Source organism: Pseudarthrobacter polychromogenes (genome assembly GCF_014644495.1).
GTDB lineage: Bacteria > Actinomycetota > Actinomycetes > Actinomycetales > Micrococcaceae > Arthrobacter > Arthrobacter polychromogenes.
Genome location: NZ_BMKU01000006.1, coordinates 43,642 through 63,806, shown reverse-complemented (window position 1 = coordinate 63,806; position 20,165 = coordinate 43,642). Strand labels below are relative to the sequence as shown.

Sequence of the window (20,165 nt, the reverse complement as noted above, 5' to 3'; positions counted from 1 at the left end):
CATCCGTTCTGCAGAGAGCTGTCCATGACCCTCCCCGCCAAGGCGTTCCAGCGCTGGCTGCAAGGCATTGCGCCGGACGCCAGCACGGCTGACGTCTGCAGGATCTCAGGGATCAAGAGGACCACCCTGGCCCAGCAGCTGGTCCGTGGAAAAGTCTCAGTCAGCACTGTGGTCAGCATCAGCCGCGCCTACAACGTGAATCCACTCTCGGCCCTGGCCACCTTCGAGGCCTACCAGGACCTGGCCGGTCCCCAGGTTCCGCCCACCCGTTGCGAACTTGTCAGCCAGGTCTCCACCCCCGACATCCTGCGCGCTGTCCTTGCCCGTCCGGCGATGGAGCCCGCCGGCTCCGGGACTGCGTCCCCGCCTCTTTCCGCCGCCCCGCACGCCACCTCGGTAAAAAACTGGGTTGACGCGATCGACGACGGCGAAGTGAGGCACCGCGTTTCCGCAGCCACCGGAGTGGCTCCCCAGAACTATTCAGCGCAGCTGACCGCCAACCGGCTGTCACCGGAGCTGGCGCTTGCCACCGCCCTTGCTGCCGGCGTTGGACCGGCCGGCGGCCTTGTGGCCACCGGCCTGATCACCGAAGAGGAAGCGGGCTGGCCGCCGGGTGCGCGGCAGGCCGCCCTGGACAGCCTTTCCGACGGCGACCTCACCGCCTTGGCGGGCGACAGGCTGCAGGCATTGGGCAAGGTGCTGCGACGCCAGGAGCAGGATCAGGCACAAACGGAAAAGATCTGGGAGAACCTGGGATGATCGAAATTCTTCAGTGGTCCACGCTTGCCACCTGCGGACTCATCGCTGCAGCCCGGGTGCCCAGCGCCATCCGTGGAGAGAACAGGTCGCTGTTCTACATCTTCGGACTGATGACCGTCGCCATCCTCCTGAGCATCGAGGCGCCCTACGTGGCCATCGACCAGGCCCTGGGCGGCATCAACCTGGCCAACCTGCTGCTGCGCTTCATCATCTTCGCAGCCATCTATTTTGTCGGGATCCGGGTCACCCGCGGTTTCGGCGCCGACAGCGCGTACCGGCTCATCACGGGTAAAGCGGGCATGGTTGTGCTGCTGGTCATCTCCCTTGCGTTGATGGTCCTGTTCTTCATGATGGATACAGTGGGTTCCTCGGCAGGCCTTGCAGCTGTGTCAGAAAAGAGCGAACGGAACTTTGTTCTTGTTGAATACTACGGAGCAGCCGGACGGGCTTATCCCGCGTACATATCCTTGGTGCTGCTGCCTGCCATGGTCCGCGCTGTCCGAAGCCGCCTGCCCTTGCTGGTGCGGGTCGCTGCCGCGCTCCTCGCAACAGGCGGAGTAGCTATCGCCCTGACACTGCTCTTTCCCGCGGTGCCTCCGGAGTGGGGGGCGGCGGAGTTCGTCATCAACTACACGGCCGTGCTGTGCTTCGTCCTTGGCCTGGCGCTGATCTGGGCTGCAAGGGTACGAAGCAGCCGGACCTCGCCTGCCAAGAGGACATATACCGAAAAGTAACCCTGCTGGCTTTCACAAATTCATTAGAATGTGAAACAATCATGATTGTGTGAAGGTGGAGCGCAGGTCGTTTTCGAACGGGGATAAATTCCAAAGCGTTGGCCGCTCCGGGGGCCTTCACACCTATTGGGGGGATGAGTGGTGGCGGCCGTTGGGGACCGCCCCCACTCAGCCTGGTTAAGGCCCGTTTTGGCCGATCGTGGCAAACGTGAGCAGCCCGAAGTGCCCGGCCCCACGCTCCGGTTCAGTTAGCTGGTGATTGCCGCGGCCGAGCAGGCGAACCGCAGGGTCACCAACTGGAAAGGCCGGAGGCCAAGTTCCGCTCCGTCAGCGCTGACGTTCACACCTGGGGCCTCGAGCGGACGTTCCAACAAATCGACCGGTGTGACGCCCTGCACGGGAAAGTTCGCGGTCAGCTTTCCTGCAGACCGTTGGCCCAAGGACTCGTAGAGCCGGACAACCACGTCCCCGGACCCGTCCTCGGCCAGCTTGACGGCCTCAATCACCAGGGCAGGGTTCGTCACGGAGAACAGCGGTTCCACCGGGGAACCGCCGCGGACCAGCCGGGGAGCAAGGTTAGTCCGGTAGCCCTCCTCCACTGCGCCGGCAATATCCGCCCCCGGACGGATGGTGACGGTCAGCTCATGCAGCCCGCGGTCCGCCTCCGGATCGGGGAACTTGGGAGCGCGCAACAGCGACAGGCGCACCGTCGTGGTGGTGCCGCCGTCGTCGTCCCTGATGTTCCGCGCCACGTCGTGGCCGTAGGTGGAGGAGTTGGAAATCGCCACACCATACCCCGGCTCCGCCACGTGGATCCAGCGGTGCGCACAAATCTCGAACTTTGCCGTTTCCCACGACGTATTCGTGTGGGTGGGCCGGAACACGTGGCCAAACTGCGTCTCTGCAGCCGACCTGTCCGCCCGGACGTCCAGCGCGAAGCCGAGCTTCAGCAGTTTCTCGCGTTCCTGCCAGTCCACCGAGGTGGTGATGGAGAGGGACGGGCTCCCCGGCGCAAGTGCGATCCGTTGGGTAATGGTGGAAGCGCCAGCCAGCCGCTCCACCAGCACCACGCCGTCTGCCTCTTCGTGAACCAGCCGGACGGAAGCGGCCCGGGTGAGTGGCGTGACGTTGCGCCGGTAGAACTCGTCGATGTCCCAGGCGTCCCACTCGTTGGGAGTATCGCGGTGCAGCTCAAGGAGGTTTGCCCGCTGGCCGGGAGCAATCGCTTCCCGGCCACTGGCGTAATCCACCAGCGAGGCGATAAGCCCGTCGGCGTCCAGGACGGCGCGGATGACTCCGTTGTCCAGGACAAAGCCCCCGTTGTCCGGGTTGGCCTGGACCCTGCCCTCCGCTGCAGCCGGCTCGCCTGCAGCCAGTGCAGGCACGCCGTCCCGGGCATGCGGCGCAGCGTTCAGCAGGAATGCCCGGTCGCCGCTGCCCAGCACGGCGGCGGCAGCCCCGCCGATGATGGCCTCAAGGGCATCACTGACGGCCTGGTAATTTCGCTCGGCATCGTGGTGGACCCAGGCGATGGAACTGCCGGGAAGGATGTCGTGGAACTGCTGCAGGAGGACCAGCCGCCACAACCGCTTGAGTTCCGCAGCCGGGTAGGCGAACCTGCCGCCGGTGCGCACAGCAGCCGTTGCGCACCACAATTCTGCCTCCCGCAGCAGGTGCTCACTGCGGCGGTTGCCCTTCTTGGTCCTGGCCTGGCTGGTATAGGTTCCGCGGTGCAGCTCGAGGTACATCTCGCCCACCCAGACCGGCAGGACCGGGTAGTCAGCCTCGGCCTGCGTGAAGAAGCTTTCCGCGGAGCCGATCCGGACCTTTGGGGAACCTTCCAGGTCCGCGGCGCGTGAGGCAGCAGCCAGCATTTCCCGCGTTGGTCCGCCGCCGCCGTCGCCATAGCCGAACGGCACCAGTGACACTGTGCCGTGGCCGTGGTCGCGGTAGTTCCGCTCCGCGTGGGCAAGTTCGCGTCCGCTCAGCTCCGAGTTGTAGGTGTCCACAGGCGGGAAATGGGTAAAGAGCCGGGTGCCGTCGATGCCCTCCCAGTTGAAGGTGTGGTGCGGCATCCTGTTGACCTGGTTCCAGGAGATTTTCTGGGTCAGGAACCAGCGGCTGCCTGCGGACTTGACGATCTGCGGCAGCGCAGCGGAGTATCCAAACGAATCCGGCAGCCAGGCCTCGTGGCAGTCCACACCGAACTCCGCGAGGAAGAAGCCCTTGCCCTCTACGAACTGCCGCGCCATTGCCTCACCGCCAGGCATATTGGTGTCCGATTCAACCCACATCCCGCCGACCGGAACGAACTGGCCGGCACGGATCTTCTCGCGGATGCGGCCGAAGAGTTCGGGATAGAACTCCTTGATCCAGGCGAACTGCTGGGCCGAGGAGCAGGAGAATACAAAGTCCGGGTTCTCGTCCATCAGCGCCACGACGTTGGAAAACGTCCTGGCGCATTTCCGGACAGTCTCCCGGACCGGCCAGAGCCAGGCGGAATCGATGTGGGCATGACCGGTGGCTACGAGCTGGTGCGCAGAGGCATATGCCGGCCGGGCAAGTACGTCCGCGAGCACTTCGCGTCCTGCGGCAGCGGTTCCGGTTACATCGTCCGGATCCATGATGTCCATCATGCGCTCGAGGGCCCTGAGGATCTCGTGCCGCCTGGGCAGTTCCAGGGGCAGTACCGCCATGAGGCCTGAGAGAGTTGAAATATCCTGCTGCAGTTCCCAGACGTTCTGGTTCAGTTCGGCGATGACAATGCTTCCCAGCCTGTACTGCGGTGCTGCCCCGGCCGTTGACTTATCCCCGTAGGGCGTGGGGGCGAACGTCCAGCCCTGGGCGACGTCCGGATTCGCCGCAGCTTCAACGTAGAAGTCCACCGCCATGCCGCCACCCAAGAGTTTCAGCGGGATGTACTGGTTCCGGGGCGAGACCGCCTTGATGATGGTGCCGTCCGGGCGCCACGCGATGCCCTCGCACTGAAACCCGGGTATTTCAACGGTGAACCCAAGGTCCACCAGCACTTCAACGGTGGTGTCCGGTTCCGTGCCCCATGATTCGGGAACTTCCCCCTGGAGACGGAGCCACTTGGTGCCCCAAGGCTTTCCCCACAGTGCGCCGTGTTCCTGCGGCTGGAATTTTTGCCGCATGGCTTCCAGCGCGGGGACGGGTTCATCCGGGGCATCCCAGCTGCTCAGCGTGAGGGGAAGGGTCCGGCTGTAGACCGCAGGGGTGATGCGCTCCCGCACGAACCTGTGCAGGCGCACTTCAGTGATCCGGCGGTCGTCATGCAATGTGTGCCCTCTTTAGCGCTTGGGACTGGATCCTGGTGTCCATTCGATGGATAAATCTACCCGCTGGTAAGTCTTTTACCAACCCTTTCGAAACCGTTTCCCGGCTGTTTTCCGGGCCAGCAGGCAGCTGGGCTGGCCTACGACGGCGCAGCTGCCACCGGCCGCCGTATCCTCCCGTCACCTGCGTAGATGTTGAGGCTGGTTACCCTGCTGAAGCCGGCGAGTGTCAGGCCGCTGGCCTCGGCCAGCTCGACCGCAAGGCTGGATGGCGCACTCACGGCAGCAAGGACGGGTATTCCGGCCAGCGCAGCCTTCTGGACAAGCTCGAACGATGCCCGTCCCGAGACCTGGAGGACCGTGCCGCTCAGCGGCAGCAGGCCCTCCCGCAGGGCCCACCCCACCACCTTGTCCACGGCGTTGTGCCGTCCCACGTCCTCCCGGAGGCACAGAAGGTTCGCGCCGCCGTCGTCCTCAATCCGGAAGAGCCCGGCAGCGTGGACGCCGCCGGTGTCGTCGAAGAGGCGCTGGGACTCCCGAAGGATGTCCGGGAGCGAGGCAAGCACCTCGGCGGAAACGCTGAGGGGATCTGCGGCGGGACTGTAGTGCGAGGACTTGCTGACGGATTCGATGGAATCAGTGCCGCAAATGCCGCACGAACTGGAGGTGTACACGTGCCGGCCTATGGACGGAGCCTCTACATCCGGCCGCAACTGGGCCTCGACCACGTTGAAGGTCTGCACGCCGTTTTCGTCTTCCCCTGCGCAGAAGCGCAGCGAGACGAGTTGCCCGGAATCCCAGATGACGCCCTCGGACACCAGGAACCCGGCCACCAGGTCGAAGTCATGGCCGGGGGTCCGCATCGTGACGGAGTAGGACATGCTGCCCAGCCGTATTTCCAGCGGCTCCTCCACCGCAAGGACATCCTCCCGGTACCGGACGGGGAACTCGAGGGCATTCGGCGAGCCATCCAGCACGTACTTGTGCACCTTGCGGCGCTGGGTTACACGTCCCATGTCCCACCGTTCCTGTTCATGGTTCCATCATCGCAACCGCCCCGTGGTGACGCCAGCGCAGCCGGCCCCTCCCGGGCTTCGTCAGCCAAGGAGTTCGCTCCAGTCCACGGGACCGGTGGCGGCCGGCTTTGCAGCTGTCCGGCCTGTCCTTCCGGCGCTGCGCGTCTTCGGCCTGGCATTGGGGTCAGGGGGCGCAGGGATGGGCTGCCCCCAGGGCAGGGCGAAGGCTGGCACCAGCTCACCGAGCTTCACCCCGTGGGGAGGAACAACCATAACGCCGTCGGCGGAGGCCAGCCCCCGCATCATGCCCGGGCCGGTGTGCTGGGCCGGGGAGGCCATCCCGTACAGCAGCCGGAACGGCATAAGGCGGGTGCGCCCCGGCTCCGGCTCGAGAGTGGTTCCGCACGGCACGTCCTGGACCGCCGGCATCTCGCCGTGCCCCAGCGCCGCCAGGAGCGGGGCCCCTACCGTGGACAGCGCAATCATGGCGGCAAGCGGGTTGCCCGGCAGTCCCAGCACGAAGCGCCCGTCCGGAAGTTCGGCCAGGACGGCCGGATGCCCCGGACGCATGGCCACGCCGTCGATGATCAGCCGCCCTCCCAGCTCAGCTACGGCCCGGCGAAGGTGGTCGGTGCCTGATTTTCCTGTCCCGCCGGTGGTGATGACGACGTCGGCCGGCAGGTCCGGCGCCCCCGGCACCTCCGGGACCACGTCCTCCAGCGCGCCCAGCCACTCGGCATAGGAATCGCCGATCCTCTGCTGCCCGCCGGGGATCCCGCCCAGCATGCCCACCACGGCCGGCAGTTGCGGGCCGAAGGTGTCCCGCACCTGGCCGGGGACGGGCACGCCGTGGCCAACCACTTCGGAGCCGGTCAGCAGCAGCCGGACCAGGGGCTTTCCCTGGACCACAAGTTCGTCATATCCAGCCAGGGCGGCCAGCGCCAGGTGTGCGGGGTTGAGCACCACTCCTGCCCTGACCAGGACGTCGCCCCCGGAAGCCTCCTCCCCCGCTTTCCGCACGTGCTGGCCGGTGCGGGGCTCGCCGGGGCGGGCCGTGCCGCCCGTCATCAGGATGGGCAGTCCGTCCTCGTCCTTGTCCAGCCGGGCACTTTCACTGCGCAATACCGACTTGCCACCCGGGGGGATGAGTCCCCCCGTGGCGATGGGACTGGCCTGGTGCGGGGCAAGGGGCGTACCGGGTTCAACCAGGATCCAGGGTCCGGTGCCGTTCACCGCCCAGCCGTCCATTGCCGACGACGCATAGTGGGGCATGTCCTGCAGCGCCACGATGTCCTGGTTCAGTTTCCGTCCGAGGGCAAGCTCCAGCGCAACCGGCCCGGCGGGAATCGGCTGGGCGGCGTCGAAAGCGGCCTGCCGGGCTTCGTCCCATGTGTGGTCGAGATGCCGGGGCTGGTCAGCTTCGGGTTTGCTCGGTTCCTCCTGGGCGTCGCTGGTCATTCGCCGGGAGTCCCGGCGGCTTCAGCATCGTAGTCGGCGGCCAGGGTGCGGGCCACGGCCAGCGCGGATTCCATGGAAGCGGCGTTCGTTGCCTGCCCGGAACCCGACGCCAGCCCAGCGGCATAACCCGCGATAAAGGTGGTCAGCGGTGCCGCCGGGCGGACCACCGAGTGGGCGGCCACACCAGCCAGGGCAAGGATGGCGTTGACGTCCACCTGGACGTCCTCGAGCTCATAGGCCTGGAGCAGGGACCTGCACCACTCCTCCAGCGTTTCATCCTGACTTTTCACGAACGTGCCTCCCAAGTTAACTGCGGCTGCGCCGGTCCTGGCCCTTGTCCTGGTTCCCGGCGGCAATCCCTAGTGCGGCGGCATCATCCCACGTGTCCACGTCTGCCGTGGAACCTGCGGGGACGGTGACAGGCTGCACCTCCAGACTAGCAAGGAGGGAGCGCACGGAGCCGTTGATTAAGGCACCGCGTGACGACAGTTCCGCCGCTGATTTTATTAACCCGGCCGTGCGGTAAATGCCGGCCAGCGGCTGGAGGGTCCCGTCACCGGAACGGGCCACGACGCCGTCACCCCCTCCCGGGATCAGCGCCTCCTTCAGTGCCGCCACGGCGTCCTGGACCAGCGGCATATCGCACGCCAGCACAAGGGTGTATTCCGTTGTGCTGCTGCCGTGCTGTGCAAGAGCCTCCAGCCCGGCCGCGATGGCTGCAGCCGGCCCCGCGAACTCCGGTTCTTCACGGCACCAGATCAGCCCGGGAGCGGAAGATTCCGGCCGGGGACCCACCACCACCGTGCTGGAGGCACCTGCGGACGCGGCAAGCGCACGCTGCAGGAGAGTGGCATTGTGGAAGACAAGGTCCTGCTTCGGCACTCCGCCCAGCCGGGACGACCGGCCGCCGGCCAGGATGAGGGCATCGAAGGGCAACCGGTTCTCTTCCACTCCCCCAGCCTAGTCACCAAGCGCATGGTGCGGGGTGGGGTCAGGCGGCGCGCTCGGGCAGCAGGAACGGGTCCCAGGCGGGGGTGGGCTTTTCGAGTTCCTTGATCTGCCAGATGGTTCCGTGCGGGGGCTCCGGGACGAACCGCAGCTTCCACCCCATCTCGGCGGGAGTATGGTCGCCCTTGACGTTGTTGCAGCGCAGGCAGGCCGCCACCAGGTTCTCCCAGGAATCGGCACCGCCGCGGGACTTGGGCTGGACATGGTCGATAGTGTGGGCTGCTTTTCCGCAGTAGGCGCACCGGTGGCCATCACGCCTCAGCACTCCGCGGCGGCTGACGGCCGTGGCCTGGTTGTATCTGGGACGGATATAGCGGTTCAGGAGGATAACGGACGGGCGGCCCAATATCTCCTGCGGTCCCACCACGGGATCATCACCCTCGGCAACCACGCTGGCTTTGCCTGTGAGCACAAGCACCAGCGCCCGGCGGAACGTGATGACCGCCAGCGGTTCATATCCAGCATTCAGAACGAGAGTGCGCATGCACGTACCTCTTCACGGCCGCACCCGTCAGGGGCACGAGGGCCGGCTGCCCTCGGCATGTCCGGGCTATGGATCGACACCACAAGAGTAAACATAGAAGCGCATTATCAGCTAATTGCGGTTTTCCAAAACTGCCGTGTCGGGCCCATTGGCGGGGTTCCCCAGGTGGCTGCGGGCTGCACTCCGCCGGCATCGTCCTTAAATGGAAGAACCCCTGCCGCGGGGCAGGGGTTCTTCGTGCCGTTCCCAGGGAAAGGCTAACGCGGGGCTCGTTAGTTCACGCGGATGAAAACAGGGCCGGAGCCAACGTTGGCGCTGAACACCACAGTCTGGTTTCCGTTGTATCCACCGTGGACAGCCTGGCCGTTGCCGGCGTAGACAGCGATGTGGGCCATGCCCGCGCCACCGTCTGCGTAGTAGATGAGGTCGCCCGGCTGGGCTTCCGCGGCGCTTACGGTGCGGCCCAGGGAGAGGTACCCGGCAGGCCAGTCGTGGAAGTTGATGCCCACTGCGGCCAGGGAGTTGGTCACCAACATGGTGCAGTCCTGCGTGACGCCCAGCTGTGCGTACGCAGCGGAGAGGATGGCTGCGCCCTTGCCGCTGGCGGAAGCGGCAGGAGCTGCAGCGGGTGCAGAGGCGGTGGTTACCTTGGCGGTCACCTTGGGGGCTGCGGCAGGCTGGACGACGGCGGGAGCCGGCTCGGCTTCCTCGACCTCAACAGGAGCTGGCTCTTCCTCGACAACCACAACAGGCGCGGGCGTGGTGGTGACGGCCGGCTTCTCGAAGGTGATGGCGATGGTGGAAGCAGCGGAGATCGGCGCCTCGACAGAGGACTCAACTTCCAGGGTGGACGCCGGGGCGGAGTCGCGCTGGACGCTGGAGTCAGCCGCGTTTGCAGCGATGCCGCTGGTCAGCACCAGGCCCGAAGCAGCAGCAATAACCGCTGCCTGGCGGCCCATGCCGCCGGCGTTGCCGCCAACAGCCTTGGCGATAACGGCGATTGAGCTGGTCTTGGTGACTTCGGCGCGATGCCGTGCGGTGGCACGAGTAGTCATCAGTTCTCTCTTTCGTTTTCCTCAGGCCGTTGTGGGCACCAAGGGGTATGGGCGTGCCGGCATCTTGGGGGTACGCCGGCACGCCCCGAACGGGGATGTGGTGTTTGTGGAAAGTGGTGGAGCAAAGAAATAGCTCTTGGGCCCGAAGGCCCAAGAACTATTTATTGATCGTGAAGAAGGCGGAGCTTCCGGTGGCGGCCACCGAGTGAAGCAGCGTGCCCTGGGAGGGGTTGAGCGCGCTGATCATCATGCCGTTGCCGACGTAGATGCCTACGTGCGCGCCACCGTTCTGCATGACCAGGTCACCCGGCTGCGGGGTGGAGGTGGGCGTCATTGCCGTCCAGGCGTTGACGCGCGGGATGCTGATGCCGGCCTGGGCATAAACCCACTGGGTGAAGCCGGAGCAGTCCCAGCCGTTGGGGGTGGTGCCGCCCCAGACGTAGGGACGGCCGATGCCGGTGTACGCGAGTGCGGCAATGCCGGAGGTGGAGGCCGAGGAAACCGTTTCGGCCTGCTTCTCAGCTGCAGCTTCGGGAGCCGGCGCGGTGGAGGCCGACGCGGTGGAAGCCGTCCGGGTTCCGGAAGCAGTCCGGCTCTCGGAATCGGTCGACTGTGCCCGTACCGGTGCCGGCTTCGGAGCGGCGGTGGTCTTCACCACGGGACGCTCGAAGGAGACGGTGGCGGTGGGTGCTGCGGTCACCGCGAGGGCGGACTGGGCAGACCCGGACTCGGTGGAAGCGGAAACGCCGGCGGTGGTGTCCGCGGCGTTTGCAGGCAGGCCCATGCTGAGGATGAGACCGGAAGCGGCTGCGATAACGGCAGCCTGGCGACCTACTGTCCCGGCATTGGCACTAACAGCCTTGGACACGGTGTCCAAAGGGTTGGTACGAACCGTTTGCGCACGGTGGCGCGCAGAATTATGGCGTGAAGACACGAAGGTAGCCTCTCCCAATGCCTGCGAGGTGAGCTGTCGGATTCGGATGGGAGTCACCCGGCCACACCGCTTCCAAGGAAGCTGTGCGACTTAACCCCAAGGCCTTCGCTGAAGCAAAGACCAAAATTGGTTCCCCCGCCCCTGCCAGACGATGAAATGCGAACGGACCTTGAGCGGTGGCAGAGCTAGGCAATCCGCACAAGAGCGTCAACTTCGGAAAAGTTGACGCGAGTTAGACGGTACAGCAGTTTTCGTTGAATGTCACATTCAGGTCACGGCAGGTCACGATGATTCGAGAGTGAACCATCATTTGACTACAGCCAGCCGGTGGGATCGACGACTTCGCCGTTGACCTGGACCTCGAAGTGGAGGTGGCAGCCTGTTGAAGCACCCGTGGTGCCGCTGAGCGCCAGGACATCGCCGCGGGAGACCGTCTGGCCCTCGGTGACGCTGAAGGACGAGAGGTGGTTGTACGTGGTCTCCAGGCCGTTGCCGTGGTCCACGACAACCCGGTTTCCGCCACCGTACTGGTGCCAGCCCACGAACGTCACGGTGCCGGTGGCTGCTGCCAGGACCGAGGTGCCGCACTGGGCCACGTAGTCCTGGCCGCGGTGGAAGTCACCAGAGCCGCCGGTGATCGGGCTGACCCGGTAACCGAACGGGGAAGCAGTGGACAGCGCGGCCAAAGGGGCTCCGAGGCTTCCGGCAGATGCTGCGCGGGACACGGAACCTGCGGACTGCGCGCTGAGCAGCTGCTTCAGTTTGCCGTCGGGATCCGCCTGGGTCACCACGGCAGAGCGGCTGAAGTCGATCTGTGCGCCGGCCTCGGCCGATACCTGCGGCTGCGGAGTGACAGCCGAGGCTGCCACCGGGGTAACGCTGCCGGCACTGTCGGTGGCCATGACGGGGCTGGTGGCCGGAACGGTCACGGTCAACACCAGCCCGGTGGCGGCCAGCGCAATTCCGGCCTTCTGGCCGATTCCGCTGGCGGAGGCAAATTCAGTGATTTGCCGGAAGGGTCCTCGACGGCGGCGTGCATCACGGTGCGGATCGCGGGGGCGTTCCGTGGTGATGACCTCGACAACGCGCGGCGTTGAAACGGGGGCGGCCGCGCGGCGGCGCCCCTTGGGGGTCTGCATGGACAAGAAGGGTTCCTCTCTGGAAAGCCTGCGAAGTTAGCTGTCGGATTCGGGTCAGAGAGTTCACAGACCCGGTCCGCCTGGGCAAGCTCGGCACAGAGGTATCCCCGGAAGGATCCAACGCTGGAAGAGGCTTGCTGCTGACGGACTTCACCCCAAGGCAGTCCCCCGTCTGCCGGTTGTGGTTCCCCCGCCTCTGCCAGTAATGACTCGTGCACCTGATCCGCTGGCAGAGCTCGGCTCCGGATCAGGTAACGCTTTAGTATCTACGCTTGGGTTTAACTATAGGGCCAGAAGTCCCAAAGTAACAATTCCGTTATCTTTGCCTATTCTGCCCCAGCCGGGGTAGTAGGCCCGTTTACCGGATGGCAACGAAGACGTGGGCCGCCACTTCCGGTGGCAGCTCCAGGGCGCCCTCTATGCCGGGCACGCGGACCGAAATGTAGTCCCCCACCCGCTCCAGCGAGACTGCGGCCCCGGGGCGGATTCCGCCCTCGTCCAGCTGGACCAGCAGTTCCGGTTCCACCTGGATCGGCTCAGCCAGGCGGCTTACGGTTACCTCGGACGCCGGGCCATAGGACTTCATTGCTTCCAGAAGGCTGATGGCCCCGTCGGCAAAGCCCTGTGATGCCTGGCCGCCGAGGGCAGCGAGGCCAGGTATGGGGTTGCCGTATGGGGACTCCGTTGGGTGGTCAAGCAGCTCGTAGATGCGCCGTTCCACGCGTTCGCTCATGACGTGCTCCCAGCGGCAGGCCTCGTCATGGACGTAGGCCCAGTCCAGGCCGATCACGTCTGCCAGCAGCCTCTCCGCCAGCCGGTGCTTCCGCATCACTTCGGTAGCGCGCTTCCGGCCAACTTCGGTGAGTTCGAGGTGCCGGTCTCCCGAGACCACCACCAGGCCGTCCCGCTCCATCCTGCCAATGGTCTGGGACACTGTGGGCCCTGAGTGGCGCAGGCGTTCGGCGATTCGGGCGCGAAGGGCAACGATGTTCTCTTCCTCAAGCTCCAAGATGGTCCGAAGGTACATCTCCGTAGTGTCGATCAGATCCGTCATCCAGCTCAGCTCCTCGAGCGCAGTACCTTGCGTTGTCCCACCGTATCGCCTTCCGCGCGACGTAGTCCGTTGAAAAGCTTAGCCTATTTTGACTTTGTCCGAATAGTTGGCGGCCGTCACACCAGGCCGTCTCAGTGTCTGGACTATGACGGCGCCGGTTCCCGCCACAACGCCTGTTCAGGCAGAATGAGGAGGGCCGAAAGTTGCAGTCACAGCCAACTGTCCGCCAAGCAACCACCCGTCCGGACCCTAGCCGCGTCCACGCCGAAATTGGAGCACCTGTGAGCGAAAACAGCATCACTATTCCCGCCGACCTCCTGCCCAAGGACGGACGGTTCGGCGCCGGCCCGTCAAAGGTCCGGCAGGAGCAGATCGATGCGCTTTCCGCCGCGTCGAAAACCATCCTGGGAACCTCGCACCGGCAGGCTCCGGTGAAGAACCTGGTGGGGTCGGTGCGCGAGGGCCTCAGCCAATTCTTCCGGGCACCCGAGGGCTATGAGGTGGTCCTCGGTGTCGGCGGTTCCACTGCGTTCTGGGACATCGCCAGCTTCGGCCTAGTGGAGCAGAAGGCACAGCACCTCTCGTTCGGTGAGTTTGGGTCCAAATTCGCGGCCGCCACCAACAAGGCGCCCTTCCTGGCTGCCTCCTCCATCATCAAGTCCGAACCAGGTACCCGCCCGGCCGCGCAGGCCGAAGCGGGCATTGATGCCTACGCCTGGCCGCAGAACGAGACCTCCACAGGCGTCTCCGCCCCCGTGAAGCGCGTAGCAGGCGCGGACGAGGGCGCACTGGTGCTGGTTGACGCAACATCAGCGGCCGGCGGCCTTGACGTGGACGTGGCGGAGAGCGACGTCTACTATTTCGCCCCGCAGAAAAACTTTGCCTCCGACGGCGGACTCTGGCTGGGCCTGTTCTCCCCCAACGCCCTGGACCGCGCGGCCCGCATCAAAGCCACCGACCGCTGGATCCCGGATTTCCTCGACCTGCAGACCGCAATCGACAACTCGCGGCTGAACCAGACGTACAACACGCCGTCGTTGTCCACCCTGGTGACGCTGGATGCCCAGGTGCAGTGGCTGAACGCCAACGGCGGCCTGGACTTCGCCTCCGCACGCACCGCCGATTCCGCCGGCCGCATCTACAGCTGGGCCGAATCTTCCGAGTTCGCCACCCCGTTCGTCACCAACCCGGATGAGCGCTCCAACGTCATCGCCACCATCGACTTTGACGAGTCAGTGGACGCAACCGTGGTGGCAAAGGTGCTGCGGGCCAACGGCGTCGTGGACACCGAACCCTACCGCAAGCTCGGCCGCAACCAGCTGCGCATTGCCACGTTCGTGGCCATCGAACCGGACGACGTTTCCGCGCTGCTGGCCAGCATCGACTTCGTGGTGGGCAAGCTGCGCAAGTAGCGGACTCCAGCAGCAGTCCGCGCTGCGGCTCAGTGGTCCCAAAAGCAGCGCACCCAGCAGCAAAGAGCGTTAAATTACGACGGCGCCGCCCGGAGTTAGTTCCGGGCGGCGCCTTTGTGTATGTCGTAGGGAGTGTTCAGCATGCCTCAAGGTGTGACGGCGTCGTCTTCCGCGTGCTGTGTGTGCCAAAGAGAGGCACCATCAGGAGCGTCGACGGCGGGCTCTGCTATGGCGGGCTCTGTTCCGGCATCCTGGGCGTCGTCATCGGCTTCGCCTTCCACGGGCCCGGCTTCCTGCCCGCCAGCTTCCGGCTCCCCTGCCCGGACCTGCTCCGGCTCCTGGTCCTGCTCATCCTCGGGCCGGACGCGTTCAGCCCACGGCACCCATTCAGGGGCAAGGATCGAATCTTCCGACGGCAGCAGGCCGAGTTCGCTGACGGTGACCACCTTGGAGCGGGAGTTGCGGGTAAGTACCGCGTACCACTGCCAGCCCAGGTAGCCAGGCAGCCGGGATTCAAACAGGTGCGTCACCAGGCGGTCGCCTTCGCTTTTGGCCGCCAGGTGCCGGCCAACGGTCGGTGCAGGCGTGATTTCCTCCACAGCAGCACGCGCCGCGTCCACGGCGGCGGCAAGGAAAGCATCCGGCTTCCCTGTCCGCCATACCGGGACACCCGCGCGGCGCTTGGAGGCAGCCTTCGCCCCCGCAACTGCGGGGCCGGCAGCGGCCGCGCCACCCGCCGTCGTACCGTCCTGTTCCGGCATGTCCTGTTCCGGCGGGGCCGGGACCGGCTGTTCAGCTTCCGGGATCATCAGTGCCTAAACGTCCAGCTCGTCGGCAACCTTACGCAGGGCAGCAGCGATGGCCTTGCCCTTGTTGCCTTCCGGGTATTTGCCTGCCGAGAGCGTTCCGGACAGGTTGTCCAGGACAGTCACCAGATCCTGGACAAGGGGAGCAAGGTCTTTTGCACTGGGCCGCTTTGCCTTGGCGAGGGAAGGTGTCTTGTCCAGGACGCGCAGGCCAAGCGCCTGGGCGCCCTTCCGGCCGTCAGCCACACCGAACTCAACCCGGGTGCCGGCCTTAAGCTCTGTTACGCCCTCGGGCAGCGACGATTTGGGCAGGAATACCTCCTGGCCGTCCTCGCCCGCGAGGAAACCAAAGCCCTTGTCCTTGTCATACCACTTGACCTTGCCGGTAGGCACGTAATCAACCTTCTTCGTTCTGCGTCTTCTGACACGGCCGCCCGCCACCGCATCCGCATTGCTGTGCGGGTTTAGGGTATGGCGGCTGCAGGCCGTGTTGGTCTATCCCCCAAGGTTATCCTGCCCACCGCCCTATTCCTGCTTTTATGTGCCTTGCGGAGGCATTCCGGGGCTCCGTGCAGCAGCGTTCACGCCGGAGGGTGCCGGAGCTGTAGCGTTACGTCCATGACTCCCTCGCGTTACCGGCGCGCCCTGATGATCCTCGCCGCAGCTGTCGCCGTGCTCTCCCTGGTGGCAGTAGGCACTGTGATGGCCTTGGCCTTCGCCGGGTCAGTGGCCCCCTCCTGGGTAACGTACTCGGCGCTGTACGGCCTGCCGGTCGCGTTCCTCCTGATGCTTTTCCTGGTTCTGGACAGCGTTGCCGGGCGGCGCCGGGCAGGAAAGCCGGACCGGCGGTAACGTTGGACTGATGTCCCTCATTCGCGCGTTGAGCAAGGAGCTGGAGGCACGCAGCGACAATTCACTGCGTGCGCTGTTCGACGCCCGGCCGGACCTCATCACTCCCCCCGTCCCCGACTTCGGCGCGCTCGCGGCGCGGGCCAGCGCCAGGCTCAGCGTGCAGCGTGCGCTGGAACGGCTCAACAGGCCGCAGATGCAGGTCCTTGAGACACTCCACCTGTGCACCAATACGGACACCGGGCACAGCGCCTCGGCGGCTGGACTCCGCAAAATGATTCCGGGATCGTCAGGGGCCGCGGTTGAACGGATCCTGCACACTCTGCAGGACCTGGCACTGGTGCACCGTGCCGATCCTCCCCATGGCACCCCGGAATCTGCGGCAAAACAGCGCCACTACCTCCCGGTGGGTTCGCTTAAGGATGTGGTAGGGATCTATCCCGCCGGGCTGGGCAGGAGCTACACGGAACTGGTCCGGCTTCAGCCCGCCTTCGCCCAGCGCGTGGTGCAGCTGGTCTCCGAGCTGCACCGCAGCGGCGTGGCCATCCACGATGCCACTACTCCCATGGAGGCGGCGCTGGCGCTGCAGCACTGGACCTCCTCGCCTGAGGCCCTCAACACCATCCTGTCCACGGCACCGGAGCGGACGACGGCGTTGCTCGCCAGGTTCCGCAACTGGGCCATGGGGGCGGTCCCCCAGGCGCAACGCAAGGCCTCCATCACCACGGAGGGGTCCGACGTCGGGCCCGTCGACTGGCTGCTGGCGCGCGGTTTGCTGGTGCCCCTGGACGCCGCACACGTGGAGCTGCCCCACAGCGTGGGACTCTCGCTGCGCGGCGGCGCGATCATCAACGATTTCACCCTCCAGCCCCCTGTCCCAGAGCTCGGCCGGACCTCTGCGGTCCTGCGCAGGAATGCTGCGCTCAGCGCAATATCGGAGACGCTGCGGCTGATGGGCGAGCTCCTCCATGCCGTACGGGAGCAACCCTTGGCCACGCTGCGCAGCGGTGGCGTAGGGGTGCGCGAGATGAGGCGGCTGGCCGAGTTGCTGCGGATCGACCAGCAGCAAACGGGACTCCTGCTGGAGCTGGCCGCACTGGCAGGCCTGATTCGCCTGGACGTCGATTCCTCGTCCTGGGTCCAGCCTCCGCAGCTTGAATGGCTGGTCCTGCCGCGCCAGGAACAGTGGCTCTGGCTGGTGAATGCCTGGCTGGCCAGCGAGCGCGTGCCGTCCCTGGTGGGCCAGCCCATCAACGGGACGCGGGGCGTGCCGGCGGCGCACCGTTCAGCCTCCGGCAGCACCATCATCGCTTTGTCGGCGGAAGCCCAACGGCCGGACGCTCCCCTGGTCCGCAAACGCATCCTGGAGATTTTGCACGAACTGACCGTGGAGGCCGGCTCCGCAGACGGCACCGCACCGGTGCTTGATGCCGCAGCGGTCCTCCAGCGCGCGGAATGGGCCCAGCCGCGGATGGCCCGCCGCTTCAGCTCGATGATCCGCGGTGTGCTCGCCGAAGCTGAACTCCTGGGCCTGGTGGGGTCCGGCGCCCTCAGCCAACTGGGCAGCGCCCTCGCGGAGGACCAGCCGGAAGCCGCGATTGCCATCCTCGGCGAACACCTGCCGGCAGCTTTGAGCCATGTCCTGCTCCAGGCAGATCTCACAGCTGTCGCCCCGGGGTACCTCGACCCCGGGCTGACCGAGAAGCTACTGGTGATGGCTGACGCCGAAGGCCAGGGGCCGGCCACCATCTACCGCTTCTCGGAAGGCTCCATCAAGCGGGCCCTGGACACGGGGTACGACGCTGCCGGCATCCTGGAGTTCCTCCGCGATCACTCCGCCACCGCGGTGCCCCAGCCTCTCCAATACCTTGTGGAGGACACATCGCTGCGGCACGGAAGGCTGCGGGTGGGGCCGGCGGCCAGCTTCGTCCACAGCGAGGACGAGGGCGCCCTGCTGGAGCTTCTGTCCGGGCCTACGGCAGCCCACCTGAAGCTGGAGAAGATTGCCCCAACTGTCCTGGTTTCGTCCGCGCCACCGCGGGAAACCGCACAGGTCCTCCGCACCCTGGGCCTCTCCCCTGCCGTGGACGGCGCGGATGAGCCCGTCGTCCGGCTCCGCGGAACCCAGGCCGCCCAGGACGCCCACCGCCCGGTGTACACCGCGCCGCGGATGGCGCCCGGGACGGAGGAGGTGGAAGCCCAGCTGGCGGTCCTGCGCCAGGGTGGCGCCGCCGTCGGACACCGCGGCGCGTCCGGAGACCACGCCGGCGAGACGGGGACGCAGCTGGGGCTTGAGGCCCTGCAGCGCGCCATCAGGCTCAAGCAGCGGATCAGCATGAACGTGGTGGACGGCCTGGGGAATGCCAACCTGGAAACGGTTGTTCCGCTCTCTGTTAGCGGCGGACGCGTCCGGGTGTTTGATCCCGCCAGGGAAACTGAACGCGTGCTGTCCATCCACCGCATCATCGACATTGAGGCTGCAGAGGAAACTGCGCCAGTGAAGGACTTCCCGGCGTGAACGACGGACCTTTGATCGTCCAAAGCGACAAGACCATTTTGCTGGAAGTGGACCATGAGCTGGCAACCGAAGCCCGCCACGCCATCGCACCTTTCGCGGAGCTCGAACGGGCACCGGAGCACATGCACAGTTACCGGCTGACGCCCCTGGGGCTCTGGAACGCCCGCGCAGCCGGACTGGATGCGGAGAAGGTTCTGGATACATTGCTGAAGTACTCGCGCTTCCCCGTGCCGCATTCGCTGCTGATCGACGTCGAAGAAACCATGTCCCGCTACGGACGGCTGCGCCTGGAGAAGGACCCCCAGCACGGGCTGGTCATGCGGACCGATGACTATCCGGTGCTGGAGGAAGTCATCCGGGCCAAAAAGATCCAGCCCCTGCTCGGGCCAAGGATTGACGGTGAAACAGTGGTGGTGCACGCCTCCCAGCGGGGACAGCTCAAACAGCTGCTGCTGAAGATCGGCTGGCCGGCCGAAGACCTGGCGGGCTACGTGGACGGAACTCCGCACCTGATCGCCCTCAACGAGGACGGCTGGAAGCTGAGGCCCTACCAGCAAATGGCGAGCGACAACTTCTGGTCCGGAGGGAGCGGCGTGGTGGTGCTGCCCTGCGGCGCCGGGAAGACGCTGGTGGGGGCTGCCGCCATGGCTACCGGGTCCACCACCACCCTGATCCTGGTGACCAACACCGTGGCCGCGCGCCAGTGGAAGGACGAACTGCTGAAGCGCACGTCCCTTACGGAGGACGAGATCGGCGAGTACTCCGGGGCGGTCAAGGAAGTCCGCCCGGTGACCATCGCCACCTACCAGGTCCTCACCATGAAGCGCGGCGGCCTCTACCCCCACCTGGAGCTGGTGGACGGGAACGACTGGGGTTTGATCATCTACGACGAGGTTCATCTCCTGCCAGCGCCGATCTTCCGGATGACGGCGGACCTGCAGGCGCGGCGGCGCCTCGGACTGACGGCAACCCTGGTGCGGGAGGACGGCCGCGAGGGCGAGGTATTCAGCCTGATCGGGCCCAAACGGTACGACGCGCCCTGGAAGGACATCGAGTCCCAGGGCTACATCGCGCCAGCCGACTGCGTGGAAGTCCGCGTGGACCTGCCCAAGGACGAACGGGTTGCCTACGCCATGGCTGAGGACACTGACAAGTACCGGCTCTGTGCCACCTCCGAGTCCAAGACCCGGGTGGTGGAGCAGCTGGTCAGCCGGCATGCCGGTGAACAGCTGCTGGTCATCGGCCAGTATATCGACCAGCTGGACGAGCTCGGCGAGCGCCTCAAGGCGCCCGTGATCAAGGGCGATACATCGGTGAAGGTGCGCCAGAAGCTGTTTGACGCCTTCCGTGCCGGGGAGATCCAGACGCTGGTGGTGTCCAAGGTGGCCAACTTTTCCATCGACCTTCCCGAGGCCTCGGTGGCGATCCAGGTGTCGGGCTCATTCGGTTCCCGGCAGGAGGAAGCCCAGCGGCTGGGCAGGCTACTGCGGCCCAAGAAGGACGGCCGCTCGGCACGCTTTTACTCGCTCGTGGCGCGGGACACCCTGGACCAGGACTTCGCTGCCAAGCGCCAGCGGTTCCTGGCGGAACAGGGCTACGCGTACCGGATCATGGACGCCAAAGACGTGGAGACGGCTGACTAG

18 protein-coding genes and 2 riboswitches are annotated in these 20,165 nt (G+C 65.9%); of the genes, 6 read left to right on the top strand and 12 right to left on the bottom strand.

The features are described from left to right. The first annotated feature begins 24 nt into the window (after positions 1-24). The gene (locus IEX43_RS11310; RefSeq protein WP_188811098.1) at positions 25-759 is read left to right on the top strand and encodes a hypothetical protein; all 735 of its coding nucleotides are present in this window, start codon (positions 25-27) and stop codon (positions 757-759) included. Then, positions 756-1,493 (top strand): hypothetical protein, encoded by a 738-nt coding sequence (locus tag IEX43_RS11305; RefSeq protein WP_188811096.1) that lies wholly within the window; start codon positions 756-758, stop codon positions 1,491-1,493. The genes IEX43_RS11310 and IEX43_RS11305 overlap by 4 nt, the downstream gene beginning before the upstream one ends. A gap of 248 nt (positions 1,494-1,741) precedes the next feature. On the opposite strand, the gene IEX43_RS11300 is transcribed toward IEX43_RS11305, so the two are convergent. From IEX43_RS11300 to IEX43_RS11255, 10 genes are all read right to left on the bottom strand, one after another. Continuing rightward, entirely contained in the window at positions 1,742-4,792 is a 3,051-nt protein-coding gene (locus IEX43_RS11300) for an alpha-mannosidase (RefSeq protein WP_188811094.1), read from the bottom strand. 137 nt (positions 4,793-4,929) lie between these two features. Continuing rightward, the gene (gene fdhD / locus IEX43_RS11295) at positions 4,930-5,805 is read right to left on the bottom strand and encodes a formate dehydrogenase accessory sulfurtransferase FdhD (RefSeq protein ID WP_188811092.1); all 876 of its coding nucleotides are present in this window, start codon (positions 5,803-5,805) and stop codon (positions 4,930-4,932) included. Between the two features lie 81 nt (positions 5,806-5,886). Further along, the gene (locus IEX43_RS11290) at positions 5,887-7,263 is read right to left on the bottom strand and encodes a molybdopterin molybdotransferase MoeA (protein WP_188811090.1); all 1,377 of its coding nucleotides are present in this window, start codon (positions 7,261-7,263) and stop codon (positions 5,887-5,889) included. Further along, positions 7,260-7,553 carry a DUF6457 domain-containing protein gene (locus IEX43_RS11285; protein WP_181038097.1) on the bottom strand — a complete coding sequence of 98 codons (294 nt, stop codon included), beginning with the start codon at positions 7,551-7,553 and terminating at the stop codon, positions 7,260-7,262. The genes IEX43_RS11290 and IEX43_RS11285 overlap by 4 nt, the downstream gene beginning before the upstream one ends. A gap of 16 nt (positions 7,554-7,569) precedes the next feature. Continuing rightward, the gene (gene mobA, locus IEX43_RS11280; protein ID WP_229666419.1) at positions 7,570-8,214 is read right to left on the bottom strand and encodes a molybdenum cofactor guanylyltransferase; all 645 of its coding nucleotides are present in this window, start codon (positions 8,212-8,214) and stop codon (positions 7,570-7,572) included. Between the two features lie 40 nt (positions 8,215-8,254). Further along, positions 8,255-8,755: an HNH endonuclease gene (locus IEX43_RS11275; RefSeq protein ID WP_066273874.1), complete on the bottom strand. Its 501-nt coding sequence runs from the start codon at positions 8,753-8,755 to the stop codon at positions 8,255-8,257. A 272-nt stretch (positions 8,756-9,027) separates the two neighbouring features. Continuing rightward, positions 9,028-9,810 carry an NlpC/P60 family protein gene (locus IEX43_RS11270; protein ID WP_188811088.1) on the bottom strand — a complete coding sequence of 261 codons (783 nt, stop codon included), beginning with the start codon at positions 9,808-9,810 and terminating at the stop codon, positions 9,028-9,030. A 157-nt stretch (positions 9,811-9,967) separates the two neighbouring features. Then, entirely contained in the window at positions 9,968-10,678 is a 711-nt protein-coding gene (locus IEX43_RS11265) for a C40 family peptidase (RefSeq protein ID WP_188811086.1), read from the bottom strand. Positions 10,679-10,748: 70 nt separating this feature from the next. Continuing rightward, positions 10,749-10,922, bottom strand: a riboswitch (cyclic di-AMP (ydaO/yuaA leader). Positions 10,923-11,058: 136 nt separating this feature from the next. Continuing rightward, positions 11,059-11,883: a M23 family metallopeptidase gene (locus IEX43_RS11260; protein ID WP_188811321.1), complete on the bottom strand. Its 825-nt coding sequence runs from the start codon at positions 11,881-11,883 to the stop codon at positions 11,059-11,061. A 10-nt stretch (positions 11,884-11,893) separates the two neighbouring features. Beyond that, positions 11,894-12,110: riboswitch (cyclic di-AMP (ydaO/yuaA leader) on the bottom strand. A gap of 131 nt (positions 12,111-12,241) precedes the next feature. Continuing rightward, positions 12,242-12,937 carry a metal-dependent transcriptional regulator gene (locus IEX43_RS11255; protein ID WP_104186160.1) on the bottom strand — a complete coding sequence of 232 codons (696 nt, stop codon included), beginning with the start codon at positions 12,935-12,937 and terminating at the stop codon, positions 12,242-12,244. A 281-nt stretch (positions 12,938-13,218) separates the two neighbouring features. Here IEX43_RS11255 and serC point away from each other — a divergent pair, with 281 nt between their 5' ends. After that, positions 13,219-14,349 carry a phosphoserine transaminase gene (serC, locus tag IEX43_RS11250; protein WP_188811084.1) on the top strand — a complete coding sequence of 377 codons (1,131 nt, stop codon included), beginning with the start codon at positions 13,219-13,221 and terminating at the stop codon, positions 14,347-14,349. 146 nt (positions 14,350-14,495) lie between these two features. On the opposite strand, the gene IEX43_RS11245 is transcribed toward serC, so the two are convergent. Both IEX43_RS11245 and IEX43_RS11240 read right to left on the bottom strand, forming a co-directional pair. Then, a complete protein-coding gene (locus IEX43_RS11245; RefSeq protein ID WP_188811082.1) occupies positions 14,496-15,158 on the bottom strand; it encodes a DUF3027 domain-containing protein in 663 nt (220 codons plus the stop codon). A 6-nt stretch (positions 15,159-15,164) separates the two neighbouring features. Beyond that, the gene (locus tag IEX43_RS11240; RefSeq protein WP_188811080.1) at positions 15,165-15,548 is read right to left on the bottom strand and encodes a cold-shock protein; all 384 of its coding nucleotides are present in this window, start codon (positions 15,546-15,548) and stop codon (positions 15,165-15,167) included. A 225-nt stretch (positions 15,549-15,773) separates the two neighbouring features. Between IEX43_RS11240 and IEX43_RS11235 the strand changes: the two genes are divergently transcribed. The 3 genes from IEX43_RS11235 to IEX43_RS11225 are packed head-to-tail and all read left to right on the top strand — an operon-like array spanning position 15,774 to position 20,165. After that, a complete protein-coding gene (locus IEX43_RS11235) occupies positions 15,774-16,007 on the top strand; it encodes a hypothetical protein (RefSeq protein ID WP_188811078.1) in 234 nt (77 codons plus the stop codon). A gap of 10 nt (positions 16,008-16,017) precedes the next feature. Continuing rightward, positions 16,018-18,522 (top strand): helicase-associated domain-containing protein, encoded by a 2,505-nt coding sequence (locus tag IEX43_RS11230; protein WP_188811076.1) that lies wholly within the window; start codon positions 16,018-16,020, stop codon positions 18,520-18,522. Beyond that, the gene (locus IEX43_RS11225) at positions 18,519-20,165 is read left to right on the top strand and encodes a DNA repair helicase XPB (RefSeq protein WP_188811074.1); all 1,647 of its coding nucleotides are present in this window, start codon (positions 18,519-18,521) and stop codon (positions 20,163-20,165) included. Before IEX43_RS11230 ends, IEX43_RS11225 begins: the two co-directional genes overlap by 4 nt.

Excerpts from the sequence above, each read along its gene's own strand:
- IEX43_RS11310 (WP_188811098.1), top strand. The coding sequence starts at position 25 with ATGACCCTCCCCGCCAAGGCGTTCCAGCGCTGGCTGCAAGGCATTGCG.
- IEX43_RS11305 (WP_188811096.1), top strand. The coding sequence starts at position 756 with ATGATCGAAATTCTTCAGTGGTCCACGCTTGCCACCTGCGGACTCATC.
- fdhD (WP_188811092.1), bottom strand. The coding sequence starts at position 5,805 with ATGGGACGTGTAACCCAGCGCCGCAAGGTGCACAAGTACGTGCTGGAT.
- IEX43_RS11290 (WP_188811090.1), bottom strand. The coding sequence starts at position 7,263 with ATGACCAGCGACGCCCAGGAGGAACCGAGCAAACCCGAAGCTGACCAG.
- IEX43_RS11275 (WP_066273874.1), bottom strand. The coding sequence starts at position 8,755 with ATGCGCACTCTCGTTCTGAATGCTGGATATGAACCGCTGGCGGTCATC.
- IEX43_RS11270 (WP_188811088.1), bottom strand. The coding sequence starts at position 9,810 with ATGACTACTCGTGCCACCGCACGGCATCGCGCCGAAGTCACCAAGACC.
- IEX43_RS11260 (WP_188811321.1), bottom strand. The coding sequence starts at position 11,883 with ATGCAGACCCCCAAGGGGCGCCGCCGCGCGGCCGCCCCCGTTTCAACG.
- IEX43_RS11255 (WP_104186160.1), bottom strand. The coding sequence starts at position 12,937 with ATGACGGATCTGATCGACACTACGGAGATGTACCTTCGGACCATCTTG.
- IEX43_RS11245 (WP_188811082.1), bottom strand. The coding sequence starts at position 15,158 with ATGATCCCGGAAGCTGAACAGCCGGTCCCGGCCCCGCCGGAACAGGAC.
- IEX43_RS11235 (WP_188811078.1), top strand. The coding sequence starts at position 15,774 with ATGACTCCCTCGCGTTACCGGCGCGCCCTGATGATCCTCGCCGCAGCT.
- IEX43_RS11230 (WP_188811076.1), top strand. The coding sequence starts at position 16,018 with ATGTCCCTCATTCGCGCGTTGAGCAAGGAGCTGGAGGCACGCAGCGAC.